General features: G+C 64.5%; 22 protein-coding genes. 14 read left to right on the forward strand and 8 right to left on the reverse strand.

Going from position 1 to position 24,512, the window contains the following annotated elements; genetic code table 11:
* The first annotated feature begins 38 nt into the window (after positions 1-38).
* The 8 genes from CEY08_RS10990 (at position 39) to CEY08_RS11025 (ending at position 8,044) form a co-directional block, all read left to right on the forward strand.
* Positions 39-1,388 (forward strand): amidase, encoded by a 1,350-nt coding sequence (locus CEY08_RS10990; RefSeq protein WP_042793707.1) that lies wholly within the window; start codon positions 39-41, stop codon positions 1,386-1,388.
* Between the two features lie 77 nt (positions 1,389-1,465).
* On the forward strand, positions 1,466-2,371 hold the full coding sequence (locus tag CEY08_RS10995) for a LysR family transcriptional regulator (protein WP_042793706.1): 906 nt from the start codon (positions 1,466-1,468) through the stop codon (positions 2,369-2,371).
* Positions 2,372-2,477: 106 nt separating this feature from the next.
* On the forward strand, positions 2,478-3,284 hold the full coding sequence (locus tag CEY08_RS11000; protein WP_063959725.1) for a putative hydro-lyase: 807 nt from the start codon (positions 2,478-2,480) through the stop codon (positions 3,282-3,284).
* A 206-nt stretch (positions 3,285-3,490) separates the two neighbouring features.
* A complete protein-coding gene (locus tag CEY08_RS11005; RefSeq protein ID WP_063640517.1) occupies positions 3,491-4,738 on the forward strand; it encodes an ABC transporter substrate-binding protein in 1,248 nt (415 codons plus the stop codon).
* A 48-nt stretch (positions 4,739-4,786) separates the two neighbouring features.
* The gene (locus CEY08_RS11010; RefSeq protein WP_042793703.1) at positions 4,787-5,638 is read left to right on the forward strand and encodes a branched-chain amino acid ABC transporter permease; all 852 of its coding nucleotides are present in this window, start codon (positions 4,787-4,789) and stop codon (positions 5,636-5,638) included.
* 1 nt (position 5,639) lies between these two features.
* Positions 5,640-6,629: a branched-chain amino acid ABC transporter permease gene (locus tag CEY08_RS11015; protein WP_076813711.1), complete on the forward strand. Its 990-nt coding sequence runs from the start codon at positions 5,640-5,642 to the stop codon at positions 6,627-6,629.
* On the forward strand, positions 6,610-7,332 hold the full coding sequence (locus tag CEY08_RS11020) for an ABC transporter ATP-binding protein (RefSeq protein ID WP_076813708.1): 723 nt from the start codon (positions 6,610-6,612) through the stop codon (positions 7,330-7,332). The genes CEY08_RS11015 and CEY08_RS11020 overlap by 20 nt, the downstream gene beginning before the upstream one ends.
* A 4-nt stretch (positions 7,333-7,336) precedes the next feature.
* Positions 7,337-8,044 (forward strand): ABC transporter ATP-binding protein, encoded by a 708-nt coding sequence (locus CEY08_RS11025; RefSeq protein ID WP_063640518.1) that lies wholly within the window; start codon positions 7,337-7,339, stop codon positions 8,042-8,044.
* A 46-nt stretch (positions 8,045-8,090) separates the two neighbouring features.
* On the opposite strand, the gene CEY08_RS11030 is transcribed toward CEY08_RS11025, so the two are convergent.
* The 4 genes from CEY08_RS11030 to CEY08_RS11045 form a co-directional block, all read right to left on the reverse strand.
* Positions 8,091-9,161, reverse strand: a complete 1,071-nt coding sequence (locus tag CEY08_RS11030) for a porin (RefSeq protein WP_076813706.1) — start codon at positions 9,159-9,161, stop codon at positions 8,091-8,093.
* Positions 9,162-9,493: 332 nt separating this feature from the next.
* Positions 9,494-10,795, reverse strand: coding sequence for a TRAP transporter large permease (locus tag CEY08_RS11035; RefSeq protein WP_063640519.1), 1,302 nt, complete (start codon positions 10,793-10,795; stop codon positions 9,494-9,496).
* Positions 10,788-11,288, reverse strand: coding sequence for a TRAP transporter small permease (locus tag CEY08_RS11040; protein ID WP_042793698.1), 501 nt, complete (start codon positions 11,286-11,288; stop codon positions 10,788-10,790). Before CEY08_RS11040 ends, CEY08_RS11035 begins: the two co-directional genes overlap by 8 nt.
* A 7-nt stretch (positions 11,289-11,295) precedes the next feature.
* Entirely contained in the window at positions 11,296-12,270 is a 975-nt protein-coding gene (locus CEY08_RS11045) for a TRAP transporter substrate-binding protein (protein ID WP_042793697.1), read from the reverse strand.
* 281 nt (positions 12,271-12,551) lie between these two features.
* On the opposite strand from CEY08_RS11045, the gene nudC reads away from it, so the two are divergent.
* The 3 genes from nudC to CEY08_RS11060 all read left to right on the forward strand — a co-directional run bounded on the left by nudC (position 12,552) and on the right by CEY08_RS11060 (position 17,652).
* Positions 12,552-13,322 (forward strand): NAD(+) diphosphatase, encoded by a 771-nt coding sequence (gene nudC, locus CEY08_RS11050; RefSeq protein ID WP_042793696.1) that lies wholly within the window; start codon positions 12,552-12,554, stop codon positions 13,320-13,322.
* Positions 13,323-13,458: 136 nt separating this feature from the next.
* The gene (locus CEY08_RS11055; protein ID WP_042793695.1) at positions 13,459-13,968 is read left to right on the forward strand and encodes a winged helix DNA-binding protein; all 510 of its coding nucleotides are present in this window, start codon (positions 13,459-13,461) and stop codon (positions 13,966-13,968) included.
* Positions 13,969-14,028: 60 nt separating this feature from the next.
* Complete coding sequence (locus CEY08_RS11060; RefSeq protein WP_063640520.1) at positions 14,029-17,652, forward strand: hydantoinase B/oxoprolinase family protein; 3,624 nt, start codon at positions 14,029-14,031, stop codon at positions 17,650-17,652.
* Positions 17,653-17,730: 78 nt separating this feature from the next.
* On the opposite strand, the gene CEY08_RS11065 is transcribed toward CEY08_RS11060, so the two are convergent.
* On the reverse strand, positions 17,731-18,765 hold the full coding sequence (locus CEY08_RS11065) for a C45 family autoproteolytic acyltransferase/hydrolase (RefSeq protein ID WP_063640521.1): 1,035 nt from the start codon (positions 18,763-18,765) through the stop codon (positions 17,731-17,733).
* 167 nt (positions 18,766-18,932) lie between these two features.
* On the opposite strand from CEY08_RS11065, the gene glnH reads away from it, so the two are divergent.
* The 3 genes from glnH (at position 18,933) to glnQ (ending at position 21,210) form a co-directional block, all read left to right on the forward strand.
* A complete protein-coding gene (gene glnH / locus CEY08_RS11070) occupies positions 18,933-19,685 on the forward strand; it encodes a glutamine ABC transporter substrate-binding protein GlnH (RefSeq protein WP_042793694.1) in 753 nt (250 codons plus the stop codon).
* Positions 19,686-19,828: 143 nt separating this feature from the next.
* Positions 19,829-20,485, forward strand: coding sequence for a glutamine ABC transporter permease GlnP (glnP, locus tag CEY08_RS11075; RefSeq protein ID WP_042793693.1), 657 nt, complete (start codon positions 19,829-19,831; stop codon positions 20,483-20,485).
* The gene (gene glnQ / locus CEY08_RS11080) at positions 20,482-21,210 is read left to right on the forward strand and encodes a glutamine ABC transporter ATP-binding protein GlnQ (protein ID WP_042793692.1); all 729 of its coding nucleotides are present in this window, start codon (positions 20,482-20,484) and stop codon (positions 21,208-21,210) included. Before glnP ends, glnQ begins: the two co-directional genes overlap by 4 nt.
* A gap of 47 nt (positions 21,211-21,257) precedes the next feature.
* On the opposite strand, the gene CEY08_RS11085 is transcribed toward glnQ, so the two are convergent.
* From CEY08_RS11085 to gmk, 3 genes are read right to left on the reverse strand one after another with little or no spacing between them, the layout of a single operon-like run.
* Positions 21,258-23,552, reverse strand: coding sequence for a RelA/SpoT family protein (locus CEY08_RS11085; protein ID WP_063959721.1), 2,295 nt, complete (start codon positions 23,550-23,552; stop codon positions 21,258-21,260).
* Between the two features lie 21 nt (positions 23,553-23,573).
* Entirely contained in the window at positions 23,574-23,777 is a 204-nt protein-coding gene (gene rpoZ / locus CEY08_RS11090; RefSeq protein WP_006219679.1) for a DNA-directed RNA polymerase subunit omega, read from the reverse strand.
* 44 nt (positions 23,778-23,821) lie between these two features.
* Positions 23,822-24,454, reverse strand: a complete 633-nt coding sequence (gene gmk, locus CEY08_RS11095) for a guanylate kinase (protein WP_076813704.1) — start codon at positions 24,452-24,454, stop codon at positions 23,822-23,824.
* Positions 24,455-24,512 lie beyond the last annotated feature (58 nt).

Genomic DNA, 24,512 nt, shown 5'->3' on the forward strand with positions numbered 1-24,512 from the left:
CGTTTGCACTCATGCCGCAAGGCGGCACTAGGATGACTATGGTTTCGACTCTGAATGATCTGACCCTGGCCCTGCAAGAGGGCCGCAGCAGCTCCGTGGAACTGACGCAGGCGGCGCTGGCCCGCGCCCAGGACGATGCGGGCGAGGGCGCCCGCGCGTTCACGCGGCTGTATGCCGAATCGGCGCTGGCGCAGGCACAGGCCTCGGACACGCTGCGGGCGGCGGGCATCGTCCGCTCGGCCATCGACGGATTGCCCATCAGCATCAAGGACCTGTTCGACGTCGAAGGCGAGACCACGATGGCGGGCTCGGTGGCGCGAGAAGGCGAGCCGGCGGCGGATGCCGACGCCGAAGTTGTGCGTCGTCTGGTGGCGGCGGGCGCGGTCATCATCGGCCGCACCAATATGACCGAATTCGCGTATTCCGGCCTGGGCATCAATCCGCACTACGGCACGCCTCTGAACCCCTACGACCGCGCCACTGGCCGCATTCCTGGCGGTTCATCCTCGGGCGCCGCCGTGTCGGTTTCCGACGGCATGGCCGTCGCGGCCATCGGCTCGGATACCGGCGGCTCGGTGCGCATTCCGGCCGCGCTGTGCGGCCTGACCGGCTTCAAGCCCAGCGCCTGGCGCGTCTCCATGGAAGGGGTGCTGCCGCTGTCGGCCAATCTGGATTCCATCGGCCCCATTGCCGCCAGTGTGCGTTGTTGCGCCGAACTGGACGCGATCCTCTCGGGGGATGGCGGCCCGGTTCCGGAAGCTGCCGTCCTGCGTGGGCTGCGCCTGGCCATCCCGACCACGCTGGCGCTGGACGCCATGGACAAGCACGTCGCGGACAGCTTCGCGGCTGCGGTGGCGCGCCTGAAGACTGCCGGCGCGCAGATCGACGAGATTCCGATTCCGGAGTTCGCGGAACTCGCGGCAATCAACGCCAAGGGCGGTTTCACCGCTGCCGAGGCCTGGGCCTGGCATCGCGACCTGATCGCCCGCGCGGGCAAGCGCTACGACCCGCGCGTGGTGTCGCGGATCATGCGCGGCAAGGACATGAGCGCGGCCGACTACCTGGATCTGCTGGACGCGCGCGAAGCCTGGGTCGCGGCGGTGGACCGCCGCATCGCAGGCTACGATGCCCTGATCATGCCCACCACGCCGATCGTGGCGCCGGCGGTCGCTGACCTGCAGGCTTCGGACGACGCCTATTACGCAGCCAACGGGCTCATCCTGCGCAATCCCACGCTGATCAATTTCCTGGATGGCTGCGCGCTGTCGCTGCCTTGCCACGCGCCGGGCACGGCGCCGGTGGGCCTGATGATCGCGGGCAGCAATGGCACGGACCGCCGCATCCTGGGCATCGGGCTGGCGGTGGAAGCGTTGTACGCTGGCCAGTGATCCGAGGCGGGGCGGTCCGCAGCCGCCGGACCGTCCCGGGCGCTAAGATGGCGGCTGCATAGCCGGATGCCGCCGCCATGATCGATCTGCGCAACATCGAGACGTTCTTCTGGGTCGCCACCCTGGGCGGGTTCCGGGCGGCCGCCGAAAAGCTTAACGCGACCCAGCCCGCCATTTCGCAGCGCATCGCCTCGCTGGAATCCGACTTGGGCGTGCGCCTGTTCGACCGCGACACGCGCGGCATCAAACTGACCGGCAAGGGGCGCGAACTGCTGTCGCACGCCGAGCGCATGCTGCAGATGCGGCGAGACATGCAAGAGGCCGCGCGGGCCAAAAGCGTCATGAGCGGCATGCTCAGGCTGGGGGTATCGGAAACCATCGTCCATACCTGGCTGCCGACGTTGATGGAATACCTGCACGATGCCTATCCGGCGCTGATGGTGGAGATCCAGGTGGATACGACCACGGTGCTGAAGACGCAGCTTGCCTCGCGCCAGATCGATCTGGCCTTTCTGCTTGGGCCGATGGAAGAGCCCCGCATCGAGAACCTCTATCTTTGCAACTACCCTTTGTCCTGGGTGGCAAGCCCCAAGCTCAAGGTCGGGCGGCAGCCGATCCCGCTGAAGCGCCTGGCCGAATGGCCCGTCATCACCTATCCGTCCACGACCGATCCGCATCGCGCGGTGCGCCAGCTGTTGCAACAGGCTGGCGTGGAAGCGCCGCGCATGTACGGCAGTTCCGCGTTAAGCGTCATCGTGCGGATGGCGCGCGACGGCATCGGCACCGCAGTCATCGCGCCGGTAATCCTGCACAAGGAACTCGCGCAGGGCGAGCTGCGCATCCTGGACGTCAAGGCCCCGGCCTTGCCGCCACTGCATTACACCGCCTGCTGGATGCAGGGGCCGGACAGCCAGATCCCGCGCGCGGTGGCCGAGGCCGCCCAGCAAATTGCGCGTGAAGAGGCATTGCGCCATCCGGCATAACCCTGATAAGGAATTTTGATCGGGGTCTATCGCAACTTGTGATTGGACGCTGGCCTGAGGTTCCTGTGCAATGTCCCCATACCTGCATCATCATCAAGGGGATAGCATGCAAACGAAACCCGCGGCGCGCGCCAGCGTCGAATTGGCCCGGCAGGCGCGTATGGACGCGCGCAGCGGCAAGCTGACCGGCCCCACGGCGAACCTCGCGCCGGGCCACGTTCAGGCCAACCTCGCTATCCTGCCGCGCGCGCTGGCAGCGGATTTCCTGCATTTCTGCCAGCGCAATCCCAAGCCTTGTCCCTTGCTGGCCATGTCCGAGCCGGGTGACCCGGCCTTGCCGGAACTGGGATACGACATCGACATACGTACCGACATTCCGCGCTATCGCGTATGGCAGAACGGTGAGCTGGTCGCCGAGCCTGCCGACGTGCGCGACATCTGGCGCGATGATCTGGTGTCGTTCCTGATCGGCTGTTCGTTTTCTTTCGAGGAAGCGATGCTGGACAACGGTTTGCCTGTGCGTCACATCGAACAGGGCTGCAATGTGCCTATGTACCGCACCAGCATTCCGACCCATGCCGCAGGCGTATTCGGCGGTCCGCTCGTCGTGTCCATGCGTCCCTTGAAGGCGGCGGACGCCATCCGCGCCATCCAGGTGACTTCGCGTTTTCCCTCGGTCCATGGCGCGCCGGTGCACCTCGGCGACCCCGCGTTGATCGGTATTGCCGACATCAACCGCCCGGACTATGGTGATCCGGTGGAAATACGCGAAGGCGAAATGCCGGTGTTCTGGGCTTGTGGGGTGACGCCGCAGTCGGTGGTCGCAGCGGTCAGGCCGGAATTCTGCATTACGCATGCACCGGGGCACATGCTGGTCACGGATCTCATCAATAGCCGGATGGCCGTGTTCTGACCATCCTCACGCTTTCCCCGTAGCGCACGGCGGAAGCGGACCCGAATCGTATTTGCGCTGCTGTAACAGTTGTGCCACCAAAACGATCCATCAAAGGACAAGGGGAAATGGCGACAACCGCTTTGAATCTGGGGCCGTCCGGCTTGCCGGAGGGTTTCGTGCTGCATTGTTTTCACACCTAGCCTGTTCAACCCAGGAGTCCAGTTATGAAGATGAAGCTCATCGCGGGTGTCGCCGCGAGTCTGGCGCTCATGAGCGCCGTGCCTGCGCAAGCCCAACAGGCCGTGCGCATAGGCGCGATCTATCCCTTGTCGGGCGCCTTGGCGTCCACCGGGTCGGAAATCAAGGCGGCCGTCGAGCTGGCGGTCGACATCATCAACAATCCGCATCCCGAACTCGAAGGCATACCGCTGGCCGCGGGCAGCGGCTTGCCGGCGCTGGGTGGCGCCAAGATCGAAGTGGTGTTCGGCGATTCGCAGGGCAAGCCCGAGGTGGGCCTGGCGGACGCCCAGCGCCTGATCGACCAGGAAAAGGTGGTCGCCCTGACCGGCGCCTATCAGTCGGCCGTGACCAAGACCGCCAGCCGCATTGCCGAGCAACGCGGAATTCCCTACGTGAACGGCGAATCCAGCAGCCCGGACCTGACCGAACGCGGCTACAAGTGGTTCTTCCGCACTTCGCCCAACGACGATACCTTTGTCGAGAACATGATGCAGTTCCTGGACGGCGTGAAGGCCGTGCCGACCGCCAAGATTGCCGTTGTGTACGAGAACACGGACTTCGGCGTGAACACGTACAAGGCCGTCGAGAAGTTCGCCAAGCAGTACAAGCGCCAGCTGGTCGCGAACATCGCCTACAGCGCCGGCTCGGCCTCGGTCACCGCGGAAGTGCAGAAGCTGGCCGCCGCCAAGCCCGACGTGGCGATCTTCGCCAGCTATACCTCGGACGCCATGCTGTTCGTGCGTACCATGCGGGAAAGCAAGTACGCTCCGCCGGTACTGCTGGCCAACGATGCCGGCTTCATCGATTCACGCTTTGTGCAGGAGGTGGGGCCGCAGGTCCAGGGCGTGCTGACGCGCGACGTCTGGGGCAATGACGTCGCGGCGTCCAAGGCCGGGCTGAAGAAAATCAACGACATGTACAAAGCCAAGACCGGCAAGGACCTGAACGGCAACAACGCCCGCTCCATGCAAGGGGTGCTCGTACTGGCCGACGCGATCAATCGCGCCGGATCGACCGACCCCGAGGCCATCCGCAAGGCGCTGGTCGCAACGGACCTGGGCGAAGCGCAGGTCGCCATGCCCTGGGCCGGCGTGCAGTTCGACGCCAAAGGTCAGAACACCAAGGGTTCCGGGCTGATCCTGGAACTGAAAGGTTCAGCCTACCAGACGGTGTGGCCAGAGAAGTACCGCGCTGACAAGAGCCTGCCCACGCTGCCATTCACCTGGAAGTAACCCCAGTCTGACGCGGCGGGCCGCGGGGTCCGCCGCGAGGAGCATTCCATGTTTGAAGCACTCTCGGCAGGCCTGTTCAACGGCCTGATCTATGCCGCGGTAGCGGTGGGGCTGGCGCTGATCTGGGGCATTACGGACGTCATCAATTTCGCCCATGGCGAATTCCTGATGCTGGGCATGTATGCCGCGTACTGGCTCTACACGCTGGGTCATATCGACCCCACGTTGTCGGCGCCGCTGGTGGCCGTCGCGCTCGCCTTCGTCGGCTTTCTTACCTACGCGCTCATTATCCGCCGCTTGCAGAAAGGGCCGGCCATGGCGGTCATCCTGGCCACCTTCGGCCTGGGCCTGGTGCTGCGCCAGATCGCCTTCATCGCCTTCAGCCCCGACTACCGCAGCCTGCCCGACACCCTGGTGTCAGGCAGCGTTACCTTGGCCGGTATTTCGCTGGGCAGGCCCCAGGTGGTGACCGGCCTGATCGCGCTGGTGGTCGTGGTGGCGCTATTCGTGCTGGTGTATCGCACCCGCTGGGGCCACGCCCTGCAGGCCGTGGCGGAAGACCGCCAGGTGGCGGCACTGGTAGGTATTTCGCCCGACCGTGTGAATGCGCAGGTCTGGATGCTGGGCAGCGCGGCGGTGGGATTGGCCGGAGCCTTGCTCACCACGTTTTTCTATGTGTTCCCGTCGGTGGGAACGGTGTTCGGCCTATTGGCTTTCGTGGCGGTATGCATGGGCGGCTTCGGTTCCTTGCCAGGCGCCTTCATCGCGGGGATCCTGATTGGCATCATCGAGGCGATGACGGGCTACTTCGTTGCGCCGGCATTGAAGACGGTGAGCGTTTTCATCCTGTTCATCCTGGTTCTCTGGTATCGGCCGCGTGGCCTGTTCGGGCGGTGGTGAGATGAACACGACTCGCAAACTCGACGCCGCATCGGCCGGCGTGCCTAAGTGGCCGGTCGCGGCGGCAGCGGTGGCCGCCATCCTAATGGCCCGGGTGCCGCTGGTGGTGAAGGACGCATTCACCTTGCAGGTGCTGTTGCTGGCGATCATGTTCGGCGCGCTGGGCGCGTGCTGGAACCTTGTCGGCGGCTTCCTGGGGCGGATCTCCTTCGGGCACAGCGTGTTCGTGGGGGTAGGGGGCTATACGACCCTGCTGTTGCTGCATCATCTGAAGCTCACGCCGCTTCTGGGTATTCCGCTGGGCGGGCTGATCAGCGCTGGGCTGGCATGGCTGGTCGGCGGCCCCACGCTGCGGCTCTCCGGCCATTATTTCGCGATGGCCACCATTGCGCTGCTGCAGATCGGCCTCTTGCTGATGATCAACTGGGAATGGGCGGGCGGCGCGGTCGGGCTGGAGGCACCGATTGGCGATGCCGCCTGGATGCTGCTGTTCCGCAGCAAGGTGCCTTACTACTGGATCGCCGTGGGCCTGGCCTTCCTGACCTTTTGCGCAACGTTCTTCCTGGTGCATTCCAAGACCGGCTTCTACTGGCGTGCGATCAACGGCGACGAGGCTGCTTCGCGCAGCCTGGGGGTACCCGCGGACCGCTACAAGATGCTGGCGTTCGTGATGTCGGCGGGCATGACGGGGGTGTGGGGCGGCTTCTTCGCCATGTATGTCGGTTTCATCGATCCGGAGTCCATGTTCAACCTGACGATGTCGGTGCAAGTCGTGCTGGTGACCATCCTGGGCGGCGTGGGCACGCTGATCGGCCCGTGGCTGGGCGCGGCGGTGCTGCTGCCGCTGTCCGAGGGCACGCGTGTGTTGTGGGGCAGTTCGGGCATGGGCCTGGACCTGCTGGTCTTCGGCCTGGCCATCCTGCTGGTCACGCTGTTCCTGCCGGGTGGGCTGGTGACATTGAGGAGGCGCCGTGGCTCTGCTGGACGTTAAGAACCTGACCAAGCAATTTGGCGGCCTGGTGGCAAACAAGGATATCTCCCTGTCGGTCGAAGCGGGCGAAATCGTCGCCATCATCGGTCCCAACGGCGCGGGCAAGAGCACCTTGTTCAACGGCCTGGTGGGCCATCATGAGCCCACTTCCGGATCCGTGACCTTCGACGGCCAGTCCATGATAGGACGCAGGCCCGAGCAAGTTGCCGCCATGGGCTTGGTGCGCACCTATCAGATCCCGCGCAGCTTCGGCCAGATGACGGTGCTGGAGAACGCCATGGTCGGCGCGCTGCTGCGCCATCCGCGCCTTCAGGACGCGCGCCGGGAGTCTGCGCGGGTGTTGGAACTCGTGGGGCTCGCCGAACGCGCGGACGTGAGGGCGGCCGAACTCAATGTGGCCGGACAGAAGCGGGTCGAGCTGGCCCGGGCGCTGGCGACCGAACCGCGCATGCTGCTGCTGGACGAAGTGGCGGGCGGGCTGAACCCCGCCGAGGCCATTGCCCTGGCCGGAATCCTGCGGGGCATCCATGCGTCTGGCGTCACGCTCATCATCGTGGAGCACGTGCTGGAGGTGGTCATGCGGTTGGCGCAGCGGGTATTGGTGCTGAATTTCGGCCAGATGATCGCGGAGGGCGCGCCGCAGGAGATTGTGCGCGATCCCGCCGTGATCGAAGCCTATCTGGGGAGAAAACACCGTGCCTGATGCGATGCTGAAAGTGGAAGAGCTGAGCGTGGCCTATGGAGGCGTGCAGGCGGTGCGGGGCGTATCGCTGGAAGTCAGGCCGGGCGAAATCGCGGCCTTGCTGGGCGCCAATGGCGCTGGCAAGTCCAGCACCTTGATGGCCATCGTGGGGTCGGTCAAGCCCAAGGGGGGGCGGGTGGTGTTTGAAGGCCGGGACATTACTGGCACGCCGCCGGACAAGCTCGTGACCCAGGGCATCTCCATGATTCCGGAAGGCGCCCGGGTGTTCGCCCGTCAACCGGTGGAGCAGAACCTGCGGCTGGGCGCCTACACCGTGCGCGACGAGCGTGTCTACGGCGAACGCCTGGAGCGCGTATATACCTTGTTCCCGCGTCTGAAGGAGCGTCGTGCGCAACTGGCAGGCACGATGTCCGGCGGCGAGCGTCAGATGCTGGCCATCGGCCGGGCGCTGATGAGCGGACCTCGTCTGCTGCTGATCGACGAGCCCAGCCTGGGCCTGTCGCCTTTGCTGGTGGAGCAGGTTTTCGATGCCTTGGCGGCGTTGAATCGCGACGATGGCCTGTCGGTCTTGCTGGTGGAGCAGAATATGGCGCAGGCGCTGGAGGTCGCGGCGCGCGCTTATGTGATGCAAAGCGGCAGGGTGGCGCTGTCGGGAGAAGCCGCGGAACTGGCCGCCTCGGACGAGGTGCGCAAGGCCTACCTGGGTATGTGAGGATACGCCGTGCCGGACGCGAAGCACGTCCGGCACGGCGGGGTCATCAGAAGATGTGGCGGAAGCCCACTGCGGCGCCGAGCTGATTGCTCTTGCCGGCGATTTCGCCGCTGGCGGCGTCGCTGACTTTGTTCCAGTCCACGGTGCCGTAAACCTGCGAGCGCTTGGACAGCGAGTACTCGGCCACGGCGACCAGCGCGTAGCGCTTGCCCTTGTCGCCGTCTTCGACCACGTTCTTGCTCTGGTCGTAGTAGGCGGCGCCCGTAATGGCCCAGCGCGGCGTGGCTTGCCAGGTAACGCCGGCAAAGTAGCCGTTGTCCTTGCGATCCAGGCCAGGGTTGGGCGTGCCGCCCATGACGGCATTGACCCAGCCGGTTTCATCGCGGCCGTTGTAATAGCCGGCGAACACCTTTGCGCCTTCGAATTGATAGGAAGCGTTCAGGTTCCAGACGCGCTGGCGCAGATCGGAATCCGTGCCCTCGTAGGTCTGCTGATAGGCCGCGCCCAGGCCGAGTTGGCCGACGGTGTAGCGCAGGCTGGCTCCGTACTGCTGGCCGGCCTTATGGTCGCTCCAGTCTTCGCCATTGGCCCACGACAGCACGAAAGCCAGGTCCCCAACGGTGTTGGAGTACTTGGTCATGTTGTTGGTGCGCACGCGCGACATGGCGGCGGGCAGCCAGGCGTTCTGGTCGTAGTTGCCCACGGTCAGGGGGTCGAAGTAATCGGCCAGCAGGTCGAACATCGGGGTATTTTGCAGGCCGAGGGTCAGCGCGCCGATGTTGCCGCCGTCCAGGCCGATGTAGGCCAGGCGGCTGAAGGTCTTGGCCGGATCCGAGCCCCGGCCGTTCTGCATGTTGAAGCCGTTTTCAAGGCGGAAGAAGGCGCGGTTGCCGTTGCCGAGATCTTCCGAGCCGCGCAGGCCCCAGCGGCTGTTGGAAATGGCGCCGTTCTCCATGGACACGCGGCTGCCGTCTTCTCCGACGCTGCCCGCGCTGGTGCTGAGGTAGCGGATGCTGACGTCGGCGATGCCGTAAAGGGTGACGCTGGTTTCTGCCTGGGCCGTGCCGGCGGTCATGCCCAGGCCTGCCAGGGCCAGGGTAAGGGTGATGCGTTTCATGCGGGGGCTCCTCCTGGTAAAGCTATTTTTAGTGGCGCCGGGCTTTTGGCCCGGCTGGATACGCCTGGCGGATCGTCAGGCGCTGGGCCATCGCTCCGACGCTTTGGGTAAGCGCGGGTCCGGGCGACGGCCGCATATGCACATATACGCCGTAATGTTGCAACGTATCGGCGCCTCGGAATTCTAGAAAAGATGGGACCCGAGCGACACCCGCAGTTTTGTGGCGTTTTCCCTGGTTTACAGGACGGCAAAACAGGAGGCGCCCGTGTGAAGCATGCGCCAGGGCGAAAAAAACCCCGTTACAGGAACGGGGTTTTGGGTCAGGCGCCGAGCTACAGCGTCATGTGCAGCGGTAGCCACGTCGCTATGCCAGGCACGGCATACAGCAGCAGCACGGCCAGGATCATGAGAAAGAACATCGGCAGCGAAGCGCGCGCGATGTAGGGCAGTTCCCGTCCGCTCATGCCGGACAGCACGAACAGGTTGAACCCGACCGGGGGCGTGATTTGTGCCATTTCAACAACGAACACAATAAAGATGCCGAACCAGATCAGGTCGATGCCGGCAGCTTGCACCGTGGGCAGCAGCACGCCCATGGTCAGCACGACGATCGAAATGCCATCCAGGAAGCAGCCCAGGACGATGAAGAACACCATCAGCGCCATGATCAGCCCGAACTGCGACAGGCCGAGGCCGCCAATCCATTCCGCCAGCGCCCGCGGCAGGCCGATATAACCCATCGCCAGGGTCAGGAACTGCGCGCCCGCCAGGATCAGCGCGATCATGCAGTACAGCCGGGTGGCGCCCAGCAGCGATTGCATGAAGGTGGAGCGGTTCAGCGACCCTTGCAGCGCCGACAGGATCAAGGCGCCCACAACGCCCACCGCCGCGGCTTCCGTCGCGGTGGCGATACCGGTGTAGATGGAGCCCAGCACCGCGCCGATCAGCAGCATCACCGGGATCAGATGGCGCGAGCGCGACAGCTTTTCCATCAGCGACAGGCCAGGGTCGGCCGCCGGCACCTGGCCGGGGTTACGGATTGCCCACCACGCGATATAGCCCATGAACAGCAGGGCCAGCAGGATGCCCGGCACGATGCCGGCGATGAAAAGCTTGGCGATGGACACATCCGCTGCCACGCCATACACGATCATGATGATGGACGGCGGTATCAGCAGGCCCAGCGTGCCGGCGCCCGATAGCGTGCCCAGGATCTTGTCCTCGGGATAGCCGCGGCGCGTCAGTTCGGGGATGGTCATCTTGCCCACCGTGGCGCAGGTCGCCGCGGAGGAGCCAGAGACCGCCGCGAAGATGGCGCAACCGATCACGTTGGTGTGCAGCAACCGTCCCGGAAGGCGATTGAGCCAGGGAGCGAGCCCTTTGAACAGGTCTTCCGACAAACGCGTGCGGAACAGGATTTCGCCCATCCACAGGAAGAGCGGCAGGGCGGTCAGCGTCCAGCTGGAGGACGCGCCCCAGATGGTGACTGCCATGGCGTCGCCCGCGGGCCGGCTGGAGAAGATTTCCATGCCGATCCAGGCGGTTCCCGCCAGGGTCAGGCCAACCCAGACGCCGCAACCCAGCAGCGCGAAGATCGAGACGACCAATAAGGTAATGACGAGAAGTTCATTCATGGGTTTGCTGCGAAGTGGCGGCGGCCAGGCCGCGTGAGCGTCGGATGAGCTCGTCGATCAGGGCAACCAGGAACAGCACCGTGCCCACGGCCATGCTGAGCTGGGGAATCCAGAGCGGCGTGGCGTCGTTGGAAGTGGAGATGTCGTTGAATTGCCAGGAGTCGTAGGTCAGTTTGATGCTGAAGAACGCAAAAGCGGAGGCCAGCAGGCAGCCGACCGCCAGGGCGAAGATATCCAGCTTGCGACCCGCGGCGGGTTTGAGCGAATTGAGCAGCAGCGTCACGCGGATGTGTTCGCCGTGCTTGAAGGTGCTGGCAAGGGCGAGAAAACCGGCGGCGGCCATGAAATACCCGGCATAGGCGTCCGTGCCGGGTATGTTCATGCTGAGCTGGCGCGCGATGATCGCCGCCAGCACCGACACTAGGACGCCGATCGTGCACAGGCCGGCCAGGAGGCCGGCCGCGCCGTAAAGACCATCTAGAAAGCGGCGCATGGGGATATCACTGCTTCTTGTAGGCGTCGATCATCGCTTGGCCGTCGGCGCCGGCCTTCTTGAGCCAGTCGTCCAGCATGCGCTTGCCGATCACGGACAGGCCTTCCTTCAGCTCGACCGTGGGCTGAATGGTTTCCATGCCGTTCTTGGCCAGCTCGGCCTGGTACCACTTGTTCTTTTCCTGCGACAGCTTCCAGCCGCGTTCCTCGGCCTGCGCGCCGGCCTTCTTCAGGGCGGCCTGCGTGGCGGGGTCGAGCGCGTCGAATGCCTTCTTGTTGACGATGATGGCGTTCTTCGGCAGCCAGGCCTGCGTGTCGTAGAACTTCTTGATGTACTCGTAGGTCTTGGTGTCATAGCCCGTGGACGCCGAGGACATATAAGAATCGATCACCCCGGTAGCCATGGCCTGCGCCAGTTCGGCTTGCTGCACCGTGACCGGTTGCGCGCCGACCAGTTCGGCGATCTTGGCCGTCACCGGGCTGTAGGCGCGCCACTTCAGGCCCTTCATGTCGGTGATCTGCTTGATCTCCTTGTTGGCGAAGATGCCCTGGGGCGGCCAGGCCACGGCATACAGCAGGGTCATGCCGTGCGCGTTCAGCTTCTTCTCAAGGAAGGGCTTCTGCGCCTGATAGAGCTTGAAGGACGCGTCATAGCCGGTGGCCAGGAAGGGCAGGCCGTCCAGTTCGTAGATCGGATCTTCGTTGGCGAAGTTCGTCAGCAGGATTTCACCGATCTGCGCCTGGTTGCCTTGCACCGCGCGCTTGATCTCGGGCGCCTTGTAGAGCGACGCGTTGTTGTGCAGCGTGATCTTCAGCTTGCCTTCCGACAGCGTGTCCACGTCCTTGACGAAGGTGGTCAGGTTTTCGACGTGGAAGTTGCTGGCCGGGTAGGCGGTGGGCAGATCCCATTTCGTTTGCGCTTGCGCGCCCGCGCTGAACGCCAGGACGATGCTGCCGGCGAGCAGGGAGATTTTCTTGTGCATGGGTGGTCCTTCTTTGCGAATGGTGAAGCCGGGTTGTGCCCGATAGGCATTGCGAAAAAGAGAGCGCTGCGGCAATGACGCGCAGCTGAAAAACCGTGCCATTCTATGTTGCTCTGCGGCGACGAGGCGCGTGAAATCGCCTCTTTACGGGTTATTCCTAAGCGCTGCGCCCGCCGGGATGCTTGAGGGTTCAATCTTTGCGCAATGCGACGTGGGCGGCGCCTGCGCGCCGCTGTTTTCTTCTAACATTGCGATATCGAAAGCATGGTGCCGAGGCGTGTGTGAACTTCGTTTTCCGTCGTGATGAATTGCTGGTTGAAGAGACGTCCGCCGTATTGCCGGACACCGCCGTATGCGTGCGGATAGGAGTGGCGGCCGCGGCTTTGCAGCCGATCTGGACGTTGCCCGGTTCGCCGTACCGCACCGTGCACGTCGAGCCCGGCGTGGAGCCCCCGCAAGGCTATGCATTCCGTAAGCTGCGCTCGTTGTTCGGCGTACTCGACGACGAGCGCATGGCGCTGGCGGGCCGCGCCTACCAGATCGCCGAATGGGCGCGCACGCACAGGTTCTGTGGCGTCTGCGGCACGCCGTCGGAACGCGTGCCCACCGAGTTCTGCCTGCGCTGCCCGTCTTGCGGTTTCTCGGCCTATCCCCGCATATCGCCCGCCATGATGGTGCTGATCCGCAAGGGCGACAGCATCCTGCTGGCGCGCCACACCACCACCGCTACGTCGCGCTATACCGCGCTTGCCGGGTTCGTCGAGCCCGGGGAAAGCATCGAGCAGACCATCCACCGCGAAGTCCACGAGGAAGTTGGCCTGAAGGTCGGCAACCTCCAGTACTTCGGCAGCCAATCCTGGCCATTTCCGCACTCACTCATGGTGGCGTTCACGGCGGACTACGTGTCCGGCGACATCCGTGTCCAGGAGGACGAGATCGCCGATGCGCGCTGGTTCGGTCCGGGTGACGCGATGCCAGACATCGCGCCGCGGATTTCCATCGCCGGCTCATTGATCCGGGCCAATCTGCCCATGGGCTGGTCGGCGCCGTAGCCGTCCTTTTTCTTGCAGTCTTATAGGGGTATTCCCTCGAAAGAGGGGATTCCGGCCGCCGCTACCGTATTTTTTATTGATGAAATATAGATAAATTATTAGTATTTCGCTCACATAAACTCGGCTAGCGTCTCCCATGACACCTGCTTTGATTGCCTCGTCAGCCCATCTGGCTGGCGGCAGCGCGCCCGACCTCTCCGAAGTGGAATTCGGCCTGATGATCGCCAGCCACGCCTTCGACCGCTGGACCGTGCGCTGCATGGCCGCGGCAGGGCTGCCCGACCTGACGCCTACGGATGTGATGGTCTTTCATCATGTCTATCACCGCGAGCGGCCAAAGAAGCTCGCGGACATCTGCTTCACCCTGAACGTCGAGGACACCCACATCGTCAGCTATGCGCTCAAGAAGCTGGACCGCCTGGGGGTGGTCAAGGGCGAACGCAGCAGCAAGGAAGTCTTCTACAGCGTCACGGCGGAAGGCGCGGCCATCCTGAAGCGCTATGCCGAGATCCGTGAGCAATGCCTGACCTCCGGCCTGGACGCGCCGGGTGGGGGCGGGCTGGACTACAGCCGCCAATTGGCCCACACACTGCGCGCGCTGTCCGGCCTGTACGACCAGGCCGCTCGCGCGGCGACCTCTCTCTGATTCCGTTTACCCGCGCGCGGCCGCAGGCGCCGCGGCGACCCTTTGTTTGCAAGGACACCTATGAAGTGGCAATTCTGGATTGATCGTGGGGGCACCTTTACCGACATCGTGGCCCGGCGCCCCGACGGCACCACCACCACTGCCAAGATGCTTTCGGAAAATCCCGAGCAGTATCGCGACGCGGCGGTGGCCGGCATCCGCAAACTGCTGGGCATCGCGCCCGGCCAGCCCGTGCCTGCCGATCAGGTCGAATGCGTGAAGATGGGCACCACGGTGGCCACCAACGCCTTGCTGGAACGCAAGGGCGAGCGCACCTTGCTGGTGACGACACGGGGTTTTCGAGACGGCCTGCGCATTGCTTACCAGAACCGTCCACGCCTCTTCGACCGCAACGTCCTGCTGCCGGAGATGCTCTACGAATCGGTGGTGGAGGCTGATGAGCGCGTGGCGGCCGACGGCGCCGTGATCCGCGAGCTGGACCAGCAAGCCCTGCGCGCCGCCATGCAGGCGGCCTACGACAGCGGTATCCGCGCCGTGGCCATCGTCTTCATGCACGCCTGGCACGCGCCCGAGCACGAGCGCATCGCCGCGCGCATTGCGCGTGAAGTGGGCTTCCCGCAGGTGTCGGCCTCGCACGAGGTCAGCCCGCTGATCAAGTTCGTGTCGCGTGGCGACACCACGGTGGTGGATGCTTATCTGTCGCCGATCCTGAAGCGCTATGTGGATCAGGTGGCCGGCGAACTGCCGGGCATCCGCCTCATGTTCATGCAATCCAGCGGCGGCCTGACGGACGCGCACCGCTTCCGCGGGAAGGACGCCATTCTGTCCGGGCCGGCCGGCGGCATCGTCGGCATGGTGCGCACCAGCGAGATCGCGGGCTTTCCCAAGGTCATCGGCTTCGACATGGGGGGCACTTCCACCGATGTGTCCCATTACGCGGGTGAATTCGAGCGCGAGTTCGAAACCCAGGTCGCGGGCGTGCGCATGCGCGCGCCCATGATGAGCATTCATACGGTGGCGGCGGGCGGCGGTTCGATCCTGCATTTCGACGGTGCGCGCCTGCGCGTGGGGCCGGATTCGGCCGGCGCCAATCCTGGCCCCGCCTGCTATCGCCGCGGCGGCCCGCTGGCGGTGACGGACTGCAACGTGCTGTTGGGCAAGATCCAGCCCGACTTCTTCCCCAAGGTCTTCGGCCCCGACGCCAATGAGCCCCTGGATCGCGATGCGGTCGTGGCGCGCTTCAAAGCCATGTCGGACGAAGTGCGCGCCGCCACCGGCCGCGAGATGAGCCCGGAGCAACTGGCCGAGGGTTTCCTCGAAATCGCGGTCGGCAATATGGCCGAGGCGATCAAGCGCATCTCTGTGCAGCGAGGCCATGACGTGACCGAGTACGCGTTGACCGTCTTCGGCGGCGCGGGCGGCCAGCATGCGTGCCTGGTCGCCGACGCGCTGGGCATGACGACGGTGTTCGCGCATCCCCTGGGCGGTGTGCTGTCCGCCTATGGCATGGGCCTGGCAGATCAGACCGACATGCGCCAGAAGACGGTCGAGAAGGTTCTGGATGCAGACCTGATGCAGGCGCTGAAAGGCGAACTCGACGAGTTGGCCGGCCAGGCTGCGGGTGAACTGCGCCGCCAGCACGTGGCCGAAAGCGACATCAGCGTGCAGCGCCGCCTGCACTTGAAGTACCGCGGCACCGACACTGCGCTGGAAGTGGCCTACACGGACCTGGAGCAGGCGCGCAAAGACTTCGAGGCGGCCTACCGTCAACGCTATTCCTTCCTGATGCCCAACCGCGAGCTGGTGGTGGAAACCATTTCGGTCGAGGCCACGGGCGGCGGCGAGCGTGTCAGCGAGGCATCAACCCCGCGCGCGCGCGCAGGCGCGCTGGTCCCCAGCCGCGTCGTCAGCATGTACAGCGGCGGCGCGTGGCGCGATACCCCGTTGTATGTGCGCGAGGACATGGCGGGCGGGGACGTGGTGGCCGGGCCCGCCATCATTTCCGAGCCCAACCAGACCACGGTTGTCGAGGCCGGTTGGCAGGCGGAACTGACGGCGCAGGACCACTTCGTGATTCGCCGCGTCGAAGCCCGTCCAGAGCGTCGCGCCATCGGTACGCAGGCCGATCCGGTCATGCTGGAGGTGTTCAACAACCTCTTCATGTCGATTGCCGAGCAGATGGGCTACCGGCTGCAGAACACCGCTTATTCGGTCAACATCAAGGAGCGCCTGGACTTCTCCTGCGCGATTTTCGATGCCCGGGCGCGCTTGATCGCCAACGCGCCGCATATGCCGGTGCACCTGGGATCCATGGGCGAATCCGTGCGCACGGTCATGCGCGCCAATGCCGGCAACATGCGGCCAGGCGACGCCTATGTGGTGAACGATCCTTACCATGGCGGCACGCACTTGCCCGACGTCACCGTCATCACTCCGGTGTTCGATCGCGAGGGCAAGGAGATCCTGTTCTACGTGGGATCTCGCGGCCACCATGCCGATATCGGCGGCACCACGCCGGGGTCGATGCCGCCGGATTCAAAGACGGTGGAAGACGAGGGCGTGCTGTTCACCAACTTCCAGCTGGTGAAGGACGGCGAGTTCCGCGAGGCCGCTGCCCGCGGCATCCTGAGTTCGGGCCGCTGGCCGGCGCGCAACCCTGACCAGAACATCGCCGACATGCACGCGCAGATCGCCGCCAACGAAAAGGGCGTGCAGGAGTTGCTGCGCATGTGCGACCACTTCGGCCTGGACGTGGTTCGTGCCTACATGGGACACGTGCAGGACAATGCCGAGGAAGCGGTGCGCCGCGTGATTTCGGTGCTGAAGGACGGCAGCTACGAGTACCCGCTGGACAACGGCGCGGTGATCCGTGTGGCCGTCAAGGTCGATACCGAGGCGCGTAGCGCCGTGGTGGACTTCACCGGCACGTCCAACCAGCTGGACAACAACTTCAACGCACCGGGCGCCATCGCCGTGGCTGCGGTGCTGTATGTGTTCCGCACGCTGGTCAACGACGACATCCCGCTGAACGACGGCTGCCTCGTGCCGCTGTCCATCATCCTTCCCGAAGGCTCGATGCTGCGCCCCAATCCTCCGGCCTCGGTGGTGGCGGGCAACGTGGAGACGTCGATGTGCATCGTCAACGCGCTGTATGGCGCGCTGGGCGTGCTGGCCGCGAGCCAGGGCACGATGAACAACTTCACCTTCGGCAATGCCCGCCACCAGTATTACGAGACGATCTCCGGCGGCACGGGCGCCGGTCCGGTGCGCATCGATGCGGCTGGACCTGACGACGAGGGATTCGCGGGCACGTCGCTGGTGCAGGCCCACATGACCAACTCGCGGCTGACGGACCCTGAAGTGCTGGAGTTCCGTTTCCCTGTGCGCCTGGAATCCTACGAAATTCGCAAGGGTTCGGGCGGGGCTGGCCGCTATCCGGGCGGTGACGGCGGTGTGCGCCGCATCCGCTTCCTGGAGGACATGACCGCGGCCATCCTGTCGAACAACCGCCTGTACGCGCCGTTCGGCCTGGCGGGCGGGCAGCCCGGCGCCATGGGTCGCAACTCGATCGAGCGCGCCGACGGTTCCATCCAGGAACTGGGGCCGCAGGATAGCGCGCAACTGCATCCGGGTGACATTTTTGTCATTGAAACCCCGGGAGGCGGCGGCTACGGCCACGCCTAGGGCAGGGCAGCGCCGGTACCGCGCGAAGGCCGCGTCAGGAATGACGCGGCCTTTGTGCTGGTGGGTGAGGCGCGCGCTTTACTCGGTGTCCGACATTACGTCCAACACGATGTCGGCTTTGGCCTTCCGGTCGTAGACCCGCAAGGTCACTTCGTTTTCCTGGATTTCGAAGACCGCGGTCGCCAAGGTGTTTTCGTCGTCGGGATCGTCCGGCGCGGTGCGCAGGATCGGCAATTCGCCCTGCGTATCGTGCAAGGCGGCAAGCAGGTCGTCGCGGCCGGTATCGCCGGACCAACCGTCCACGATGCCCTCGATGCGATTCTGCCTCGCCCGCGACGAATCCGTGATGATCTGGGCCACGCCGCCCATGTCCGCATGCACGATGTGATTGGCGTGGCCGTAGCGTGTGCCGATCTCCAGGACGGAGACCGCGCCCGGCGTGACCTCTGCGCTGACGAGGCGCGGGTCGCCAGCAGCTCCCAGGGTGTGATGAAAGCCGCCGGAATGCGGCATTTCCCGCAGCAGCGTCAGCGCCTCGTCCAGCGTGGCGCAATCCAGAATGGCGCGCGCCATCAGCATGCGCGGCACGCCCGGATGCCGTTGCCGCAGGCGTAGGTTGTTGATCGTCTGTACCAGTCCGGCGCGGTTGGCACCGAAAGTGTGGCCGGGCAGGGAGCCGGGATAGTAGAAGCTGACATAGCCGGGCGCGTCTTCCAGCGCCACGTCGACCAGATGGCAACGCCCGTGCAGATAGGGATCGCCGTCCTCGTTGTGCGCGATCCAGCGAGAGCCGTCCGCCGCCTTCAGCGCGACCGACGTGCAGCCGTCGGTGGTGCTGTGCAGCAAGTCGCCGCGGCAGTTCCACAGCAGGACGTCTTCGACCGGCATATGCAGGCCTTCGGCCAGGCCTTCCAGTTCTTCCCAGATCGCCGGCAACGCCGCTTTCGCTTGCTGCGCCAACGTATCCAGGAAGGCGTGGCCGCGCCATGGGCGCAACGCCTCCCAGGTGCGGCTCTGGTCCAGGTAGGTCGCCATCAGGGGGCGCGCCAGCTTGCCCAGCGCCAAGCCGGTCTGACGCCGGTTTCCGGCAATGCGCACATATTTGTAGGCCATGGAAATCCTCCGGGTGTCATGCGGATTGTAAATTTTCCAGCCGCTGCCGGGTGGGGACGTATGCGTTAAGATCGTCGGTAAGCCGCGCCGCAAACCCCGGCATGGCCCAGGAATCATGCCCCTACAACAACCCCGGGGTGCCGACTGGTCCCCAAGAGGAGAGTTTCATGATCAAACGCAAAGTCGCCGCCGCACTGGTCGGCCTGTCCGTGGCCATGTTCGGCGCTGCTTCTGGCGCGTATGCCCAAGGCAAGGAATTGGTGGTTGCCACCGATACCGCTTTCGTGCCGTTCGAGTTCAAGCAGGGTAATACCTATGTGGGCTTTGACGTGGATCTCTGGGCTGCCATCGCCAAGGAACTCAACCTCAAGTACAAACTGCAGCCGATGGATTTCGCCGGCATCATCCCGGGCCTGCAGACCAAGAACATCGATGCGGCGCTTGCCGGCATCACGATCCGCGATGACCGCAAGAAGGTCATCGATTTCTCCGATCCCTATTACGAAAGCGGCCTGGCCATTCTGGTCGGCGAAAAGAACACCGACATCAAGGACGCCAAGTCCCTGGCCGGCAAGACCGTCGCGGTCAAGACTGGAACCGCCACCGTGGACTTCCTGAAAGCCCAGGTGCCGGACGCCAAGCTCAAGCTGTTCCCGAACATCGACAACGCCTATCTGGAGCTTGCCACGGGCCGGGTGGATGCGGCGGTGCACGACACGCCCAACGTCCAGTACTACGCCAACACGGCCGGCAAGGGGCGCGTGAAGGTGGTGGGCTCGGTCAAGAGCGGCGACTTCTATGGCATCGCCTTCCCCAAGGGCAGCGATCTGGTGCCGCAGGTAAACAAGGCGCTGGCCACGCTGAAGGCCAACGGCCAGTACGACGCCATCTACACCAAGTGGTTCGGCAAGAAGCCTTGAGCCTGCGGGTTCGCGTTGCATTCCGGGACCGTCCGGCATCGGCCTGCGCCGGCTGATGCCGGCTGCCAAGCCGCAGTCCGGCCGGCGGTCTCGCGCCGCTTCCGCCGCGCTATGACGCGGCGCCGCGCCTTAGGGGGAATATCGTGGAGTTTGACTGGACTGTAATCAGGGACGCGCTACCCAATCTGCTCGAGGGGACGCTGATGACCATCAAGATCACGTTCTGGGGGTTGTTCGGCGGTTTCTTGCTGGGTGCGCTGTCCGGCGTTACGCGGGCCTATGGCCATCCCATCCTGTCGGCCATCGCGCAGGTCTACGTCGCGGTCATCCGCGGCACGCCCATCGTGGTGCAGGTGATGTTCATCTATTTCGCCTTGCCCTTGCTGGCGAACATCAGGGTGGACGCGGAGTGGGCGGCCATCGCCACGCTCATCATCAATTCAGGGGCCTACATTTCCGAGATCGTGCGCGGCGCGCTGCTGTCCGTGCACAAGGGCCTGAAGGAAGCCGGACAGGCCATGGGGCTGCCGTTTCACAAGATCCTTTTTCACATCATCGGACCGGTGGCGTTTCGCCGCATGATTCCGCCGCTGGGCAACCAGTGCATCATCAGTCTCAAGGACTCGTCGCTCTTCATCGTGATCGGGGTGGCCGAACTGACCCGGCAAGGCCAGGAAATCATGGCCAGCAACTTTCGTGCAGTCGAGATCTGGTCGGCAGTCGCGATCGTTTACCTGATCCTGACCGGCCTGATGGCGCTGGCCCTGCATCTGGTTGAAAGAAGGATGCGCATATTATGAGCATGGTTGAATTCCACAATGTCACCAAGACCTTCGGCGAGTCCGTGGTGCTCAACGGGATCTCGCTGAACATCGACGCGGGCGAGGTCGTGGTGGTGGTCGGGCCGTCGGGCTCCGGCAAATCCACGTTCCTGCGCTGCATCAACGTGCTGGAAACCATCAACGACGGCGACTTGCTGGTCGATGGCCTGAGCGTGAAGGGAGGGGCCGCGCAAGTGCGCGAGATCAGGCGCGAAGCCGGCATGGTGTTCCAGCAGTTCAATCTGTTCCCGCAAATGACGGCGCTGGAAAATGTAATGTTCGGTCCCGTGCACACTCGCGGACAGAGCCGCGCCGAAGCGCGCGAACTGGCCGAAACCCTGCTGGCCAAGGTCGGCCTGGCCGAGCGCATGAACCACTATCCATCCGAACTGTCAGGCGGGCAGCAGCAGCGCGTGGCAATTGCCCGCGCGCTGGCAATCAAGCCCAAGCTGATGCTGTTCGACGAGCCTACTTCAGCGCTGGATCCGGAACTGCGCCACGAAGTCCTCAAGGTCATGCGCGACCTGGCCGAGGAGGGCATGACCATGGTGGTGGTCACGCATGAAATGGAATTCGCGCGCAAGGTGGGCAGCCGTCTGATCTTCATCGACGCGGGCAAGATCGCCCATGATGGTCCGCCGGGCGAATTGCTCAGCAATCCCCCCAGCCAGCGGCTCAAGGACTTTCTGCAACACGTGACCTGAAAAGTGGCGTGCGGGGCTGGGGACAGCCCCGCACGCCAACCTTGCGTTCAGCCCTTCACGCGCACGATCTTCTGCACTTGCGGCACATGGCGGATGGCGCGGATGACCTGCGCCAGATGCTTGCGGCTATCGACCTGTATGGTCAGATGCAAGGACACCGTGGCGACCGCGTCATCGTGCATGGTGACATGCACGATGTTGGCGTCCGCCGCCGTGACTTCCGCGGCCAGTCGTCCCAGCACGCCGCGCTCGTTGCGCGTGACGATGTCCAGGCGCGTGGCCAGGTGCTTGGCGGTGTGGGCGTCCCAGGCGACGTTGATCCAGCGTTCCGGCTCGCGCAGGCGCTGGCGCATGGCCACCGGGCAGTCGGCGGTATGCACCACCAGTCCGTGTCCCATGCGCATGCCGGCGATGATGGGGTCGCCCGGCAGCGGGCCGCAGCAAGGCGCCAACTGCACGGCCTGGCCTTCGTTGCCCTGGATCAGGATGGGGGCGCTGCGCGCGGAGGTCAGTTCGTCCACGGCGGCTGCCGTGGTCGCCACCAGTTGGTGTTCGGGCGCAAAGCGGCGCGCCACGACGGCGGCCAGGCGCTTGCCCAGCCCGATGTCAGCCAGGATTTCCTCGCGCGAGCTGGCGCCCGTGCTGCGCGCCAGCTTTTGCCAGGCCGGATCATCGGTGGCGGGTAGCGGCATGTGCAGTTCCTGCAGCGCCTGGCCCAGCAGGCGCTCACCGAACGCGACCGATTCTTCGTACTTGACCGTGCGCAGGTAATGGCGGATCTCGGAGCGCGCACGTCCGGTGCGCACGTAGTTGAGCCATTGCGCATTCGGACGCGAGGCAGGGGAGGTGACGATTTCCACTGTGTCGCCGCTGTTCAGTTCGGTGCGCAGGGGCACGAACTCGCCATTGACCTTGGCCGCCACCGCCTGGTTGCCGATATCGGTGTGGATCGCGTAAGCGAAGTCCACGGGCGTCGCGCCGCGAGGCAGGGAGATGATCTTGCCGCGGGGCGTGAAAACGTAGACCGCGTCCGGGAACAGGTCGACCTTGACGTGCTCCAGGAACTCGCCGGAGTCCCCGGTCTGGCTCTGGATGTCCAGTAGCGACTGCAGCCACTGGTGGGTGCGCTTTTGCAGGTCGTTCAGCGTCAGGTCCGCGCCCTTGTAGAGCCAGTGCGACGCCACGCCTTCTTCCGCGACGTGGTGCATGTCGCGGGTGCGGAACTGGAATTCCACGGGCGTGCCATAGGGGCCGACCAGGGTCGTGTGCAGGGACTGGTAGCCGTTCACCTTGGGAATGGCGATGTAGTCCTTGAACTTGCCGGGCACGGGCCGGTAGAGCTGATGCAGCGTGCCCAAAGCCAGGTAGCACTCGGGCAAGGTATGCACGATGACGCGAAAACCGTAGATGTCCAGTACGTCGGAAAACGACTTCTTCTGGTCCACCATCTTGCGGTAGATGCCGTAGAGCGTCTTCTCGCGGCCGGTGACTTCGGCTTCGATGCCAGCGGCGGGCAACGAAGCCCGCACGGAATCGGCGATCTTGGTGATCACTTCGCGGCGGTTGCCGCGCGCGGCCAGCACCGCCTTGTACAGCACCTGGTAGCGGTTGGGATACATTGCCGCGAAGCACAGGTCCTGTAGTTCGCGGAACAGCAGGTTCAGGCCCAGGCGATGGGCGATGGGCGCGTAGATGTCCAGCGTTTCGCGCGCGATGCGGCGGCGCTTTTCGGGATTGACCGCGTCCAGCGTGCGCATGTTGTGCAGGCGGTCGGCCAGCTTGATGAGGATGACGCGCACGTCGCGCGCCATTGCCAGCAGCATCTTGCGGAAGCTCTCGGCCTGCTGTTCGGCCTTGGTGGCGAAGTCCAGGCGATCCAGCTTGGACAGGCCATCGACCAGTTCGGCGACTTCAGGGCCGAATTTCTCGGCCAGCTCGTGCTTGGCGATGCCCTGGTCTTCCATCACGTCGTGCAGCAGGGCGGCGGACAACGCGTTGACGTCGAGCTTCCAGCCTGCGCAGATTTCCGTGACGGCGATGGGGTGAGAGATGTAGGGCGAGCCACTGGCGCGGAACTGGCCCAGGTGGGCCTGGTCCGCGAAGCGATAGGCCTCGCGCACGCGCTCTACGTCTTTCTTGTCGAGATAGCTGCCGATGATTTCGGTCAGCGGCGCCAGCGAAGCGACCGGTGATGCGGTCGCGTCCGCCGCTTCTTGCGCGGCGACGGACGGTGGCGTGGGGGGAGTCTTGTCTTTCTTGCCCGTGCGGCGCCCGAGACGGGAGCCGGCACGCAGTGCGGCAAGCAGACCTGATGAAGCGTACTTCAGCCCGGGAAAAGCCATGCTTGCCGCCCCCGGAGATGATCAGGTGGGTACTTTACGCAGCATTTCCACGCCGGTGAGGCCGCCTGCGATCTCACGCAGGGCAGTGACCGTGGGCTTGTCTTTGCTGTCCAGGCGCGGGGCATGGCCTTGCGCCAACTCGCGGGCGCGGTAGGTCGCGGCCAGCGTGAGCTTGAAACGATTGGGGATTTGATTCAGACAGTCTTCGACGGTAATGCGAGCCATTAGGACACCTGGTGCTGATGGAGGATAGGGAGAATGCGTTCGGCTCAGTGTTCGGCCGGGATGCCCAGTTGCGAGAACAACTGGCTGTGACGGGCGGCCTGAGACGAAAAGCGCAGCCTAGCGGCGCTGACTATTTGAGTCAGTTCCGATAAGGCCACGCTAAATTCTTGATTAATAATAACATATTCGCATTCAGGCGCGTGGGCGATTTCGCCGCCCGCGGCCATCAAGCGGCGTGCGATCACTTGCGGTTCGTCCTGGCCGCGCGCCTTGAGGCGGGCTTCGAGTTCATCGATGGACGGCGGCAGCACGAACACGCCGATCGCGCCGGGGAAGCGCTGCTTTACCTGGCGCGCGCCTTGCCAGTCGATTTCCAGCAGCACGTCGCGGCCGGCGCGCGTGGCTTCGTCGATGCGGTCCCGGGGCGTGCCGTAGAAATTGCCATGCACTTCCGCCCATTCCAGCAGATTATTGCCTTCGCGCAGGAGCTTGAATTCGTCCGGGGATACGAAGCGGTATTCGCGGCCGTCTTCCTCGCCGGGGCGGGGCGCGCGGGTGGTGCAGGATATGGAGAGCAGGATGGAGGGGTCTTGCTGGAGCAAGGCCTTGACCAGGCTGGACTTGCCGGCGCCGCTGGGCGCGACGACCATGAAGACGTTTCCGGGATTGGCGGACATGAATGTGACTGGCGTGTGATGCTAAGACACGAAGAATAGCAAATCGCGCGGCCCGGCA

Source organism: Achromobacter insolitus (assembly GCF_002209555.1).
In the GTDB taxonomy this organism is placed as follows: Bacteria; Pseudomonadota; Gammaproteobacteria; order Burkholderiales; family Burkholderiaceae_B; genus Achromobacter; species Achromobacter insolitus.

What these genes read in the sequence shown, in the direction of transcription:
- CEY08_RS11060 (WP_063640520.1), top strand. Translation starts at nt 14,029, where the DNA reads ATGAAGTGGCAATTCTGGATTGATCGTGGGGGCACCTTTACCGACATC.
- CEY08_RS11015 (WP_076813711.1), top strand. Translation starts at nt 5,640, where the DNA reads ATGAACACGACTCGCAAACTCGACGCCGCATCGGCCGGCGTGCCTAAG.
- CEY08_RS11040 (WP_042793698.1), bottom strand. Translation starts at nt 11,288, where the DNA reads ATGCGCCGCTTTCTAGATGGTCTTTACGGCGCGGCCGGCCTCCTGGCC.
- glnH (WP_042793694.1), top strand. Translation starts at nt 18,933, where the DNA reads ATGATCAAACGCAAAGTCGCCGCCGCACTGGTCGGCCTGTCCGTGGCC.
- CEY08_RS11025 (WP_063640518.1), top strand. Translation starts at nt 7,337, where the DNA reads ATGCTGAAAGTGGAAGAGCTGAGCGTGGCCTATGGAGGCGTGCAGGCG.
- CEY08_RS11010 (WP_042793703.1), top strand. Translation starts at nt 4,787, where the DNA reads ATGTTTGAAGCACTCTCGGCAGGCCTGTTCAACGGCCTGATCTATGCC.
- gmk (WP_076813704.1), bottom strand. Translation starts at nt 24,454, where the DNA reads ATGTCCGCCAATCCCGGAAACGTCTTCATGGTCGTCGCGCCCAGCGGC.
- CEY08_RS11005 (WP_063640517.1), top strand. Translation starts at nt 3,491, where the DNA reads ATGAAGATGAAGCTCATCGCGGGTGTCGCCGCGAGTCTGGCGCTCATG.
- CEY08_RS10990 (WP_042793707.1), top strand. Translation starts at nt 39, where the DNA reads ATGGTTTCGACTCTGAATGATCTGACCCTGGCCCTGCAAGAGGGCCGC.
- CEY08_RS11045 (WP_042793697.1), bottom strand. Translation starts at nt 12,270, where the DNA reads ATGCACAAGAAAATCTCCCTGCTCGCCGGCAGCATCGTCCTGGCGTTC.
- CEY08_RS11055 (WP_042793695.1), top strand. Translation starts at nt 13,459, where the DNA reads ATGACACCTGCTTTGATTGCCTCGTCAGCCCATCTGGCTGGCGGCAGC.
- CEY08_RS11085 (WP_063959721.1), bottom strand. Translation starts at nt 23,552, where the DNA reads ATGGCTTTTCCCGGGCTGAAGTACGCTTCATCAGGTCTGCTTGCCGCA.
- CEY08_RS11035 (WP_063640519.1), bottom strand. Translation starts at nt 10,795, where the DNA reads ATGAATGAACTTCTCGTCATTACCTTATTGGTCGTCTCGATCTTCGCG.
- glnQ (WP_042793692.1), top strand. Translation starts at nt 20,482, where the DNA reads ATGAGCATGGTTGAATTCCACAATGTCACCAAGACCTTCGGCGAGTCC.
- CEY08_RS11030 (WP_076813706.1), bottom strand. Translation starts at nt 9,161, where the DNA reads ATGAAACGCATCACCCTTACCCTGGCCCTGGCAGGCCTGGGCATGACC.
- CEY08_RS11065 (WP_063640521.1), bottom strand. Translation starts at nt 18,765, where the DNA reads ATGGCCTACAAATATGTGCGCATTGCCGGAAACCGGCGTCAGACCGGC.
- rpoZ (WP_006219679.1), bottom strand. Translation starts at nt 23,777, where the DNA reads ATGGCTCGCATTACCGTCGAAGACTGTCTGAATCAAATCCCCAATCGT.
- CEY08_RS10995 (WP_042793706.1), top strand. Translation starts at nt 1,466, where the DNA reads ATGATCGATCTGCGCAACATCGAGACGTTCTTCTGGGTCGCCACCCTG.
- CEY08_RS11000 (WP_063959725.1), top strand. Translation starts at nt 2,478, where the DNA reads ATGCAAACGAAACCCGCGGCGCGCGCCAGCGTCGAATTGGCCCGGCAG.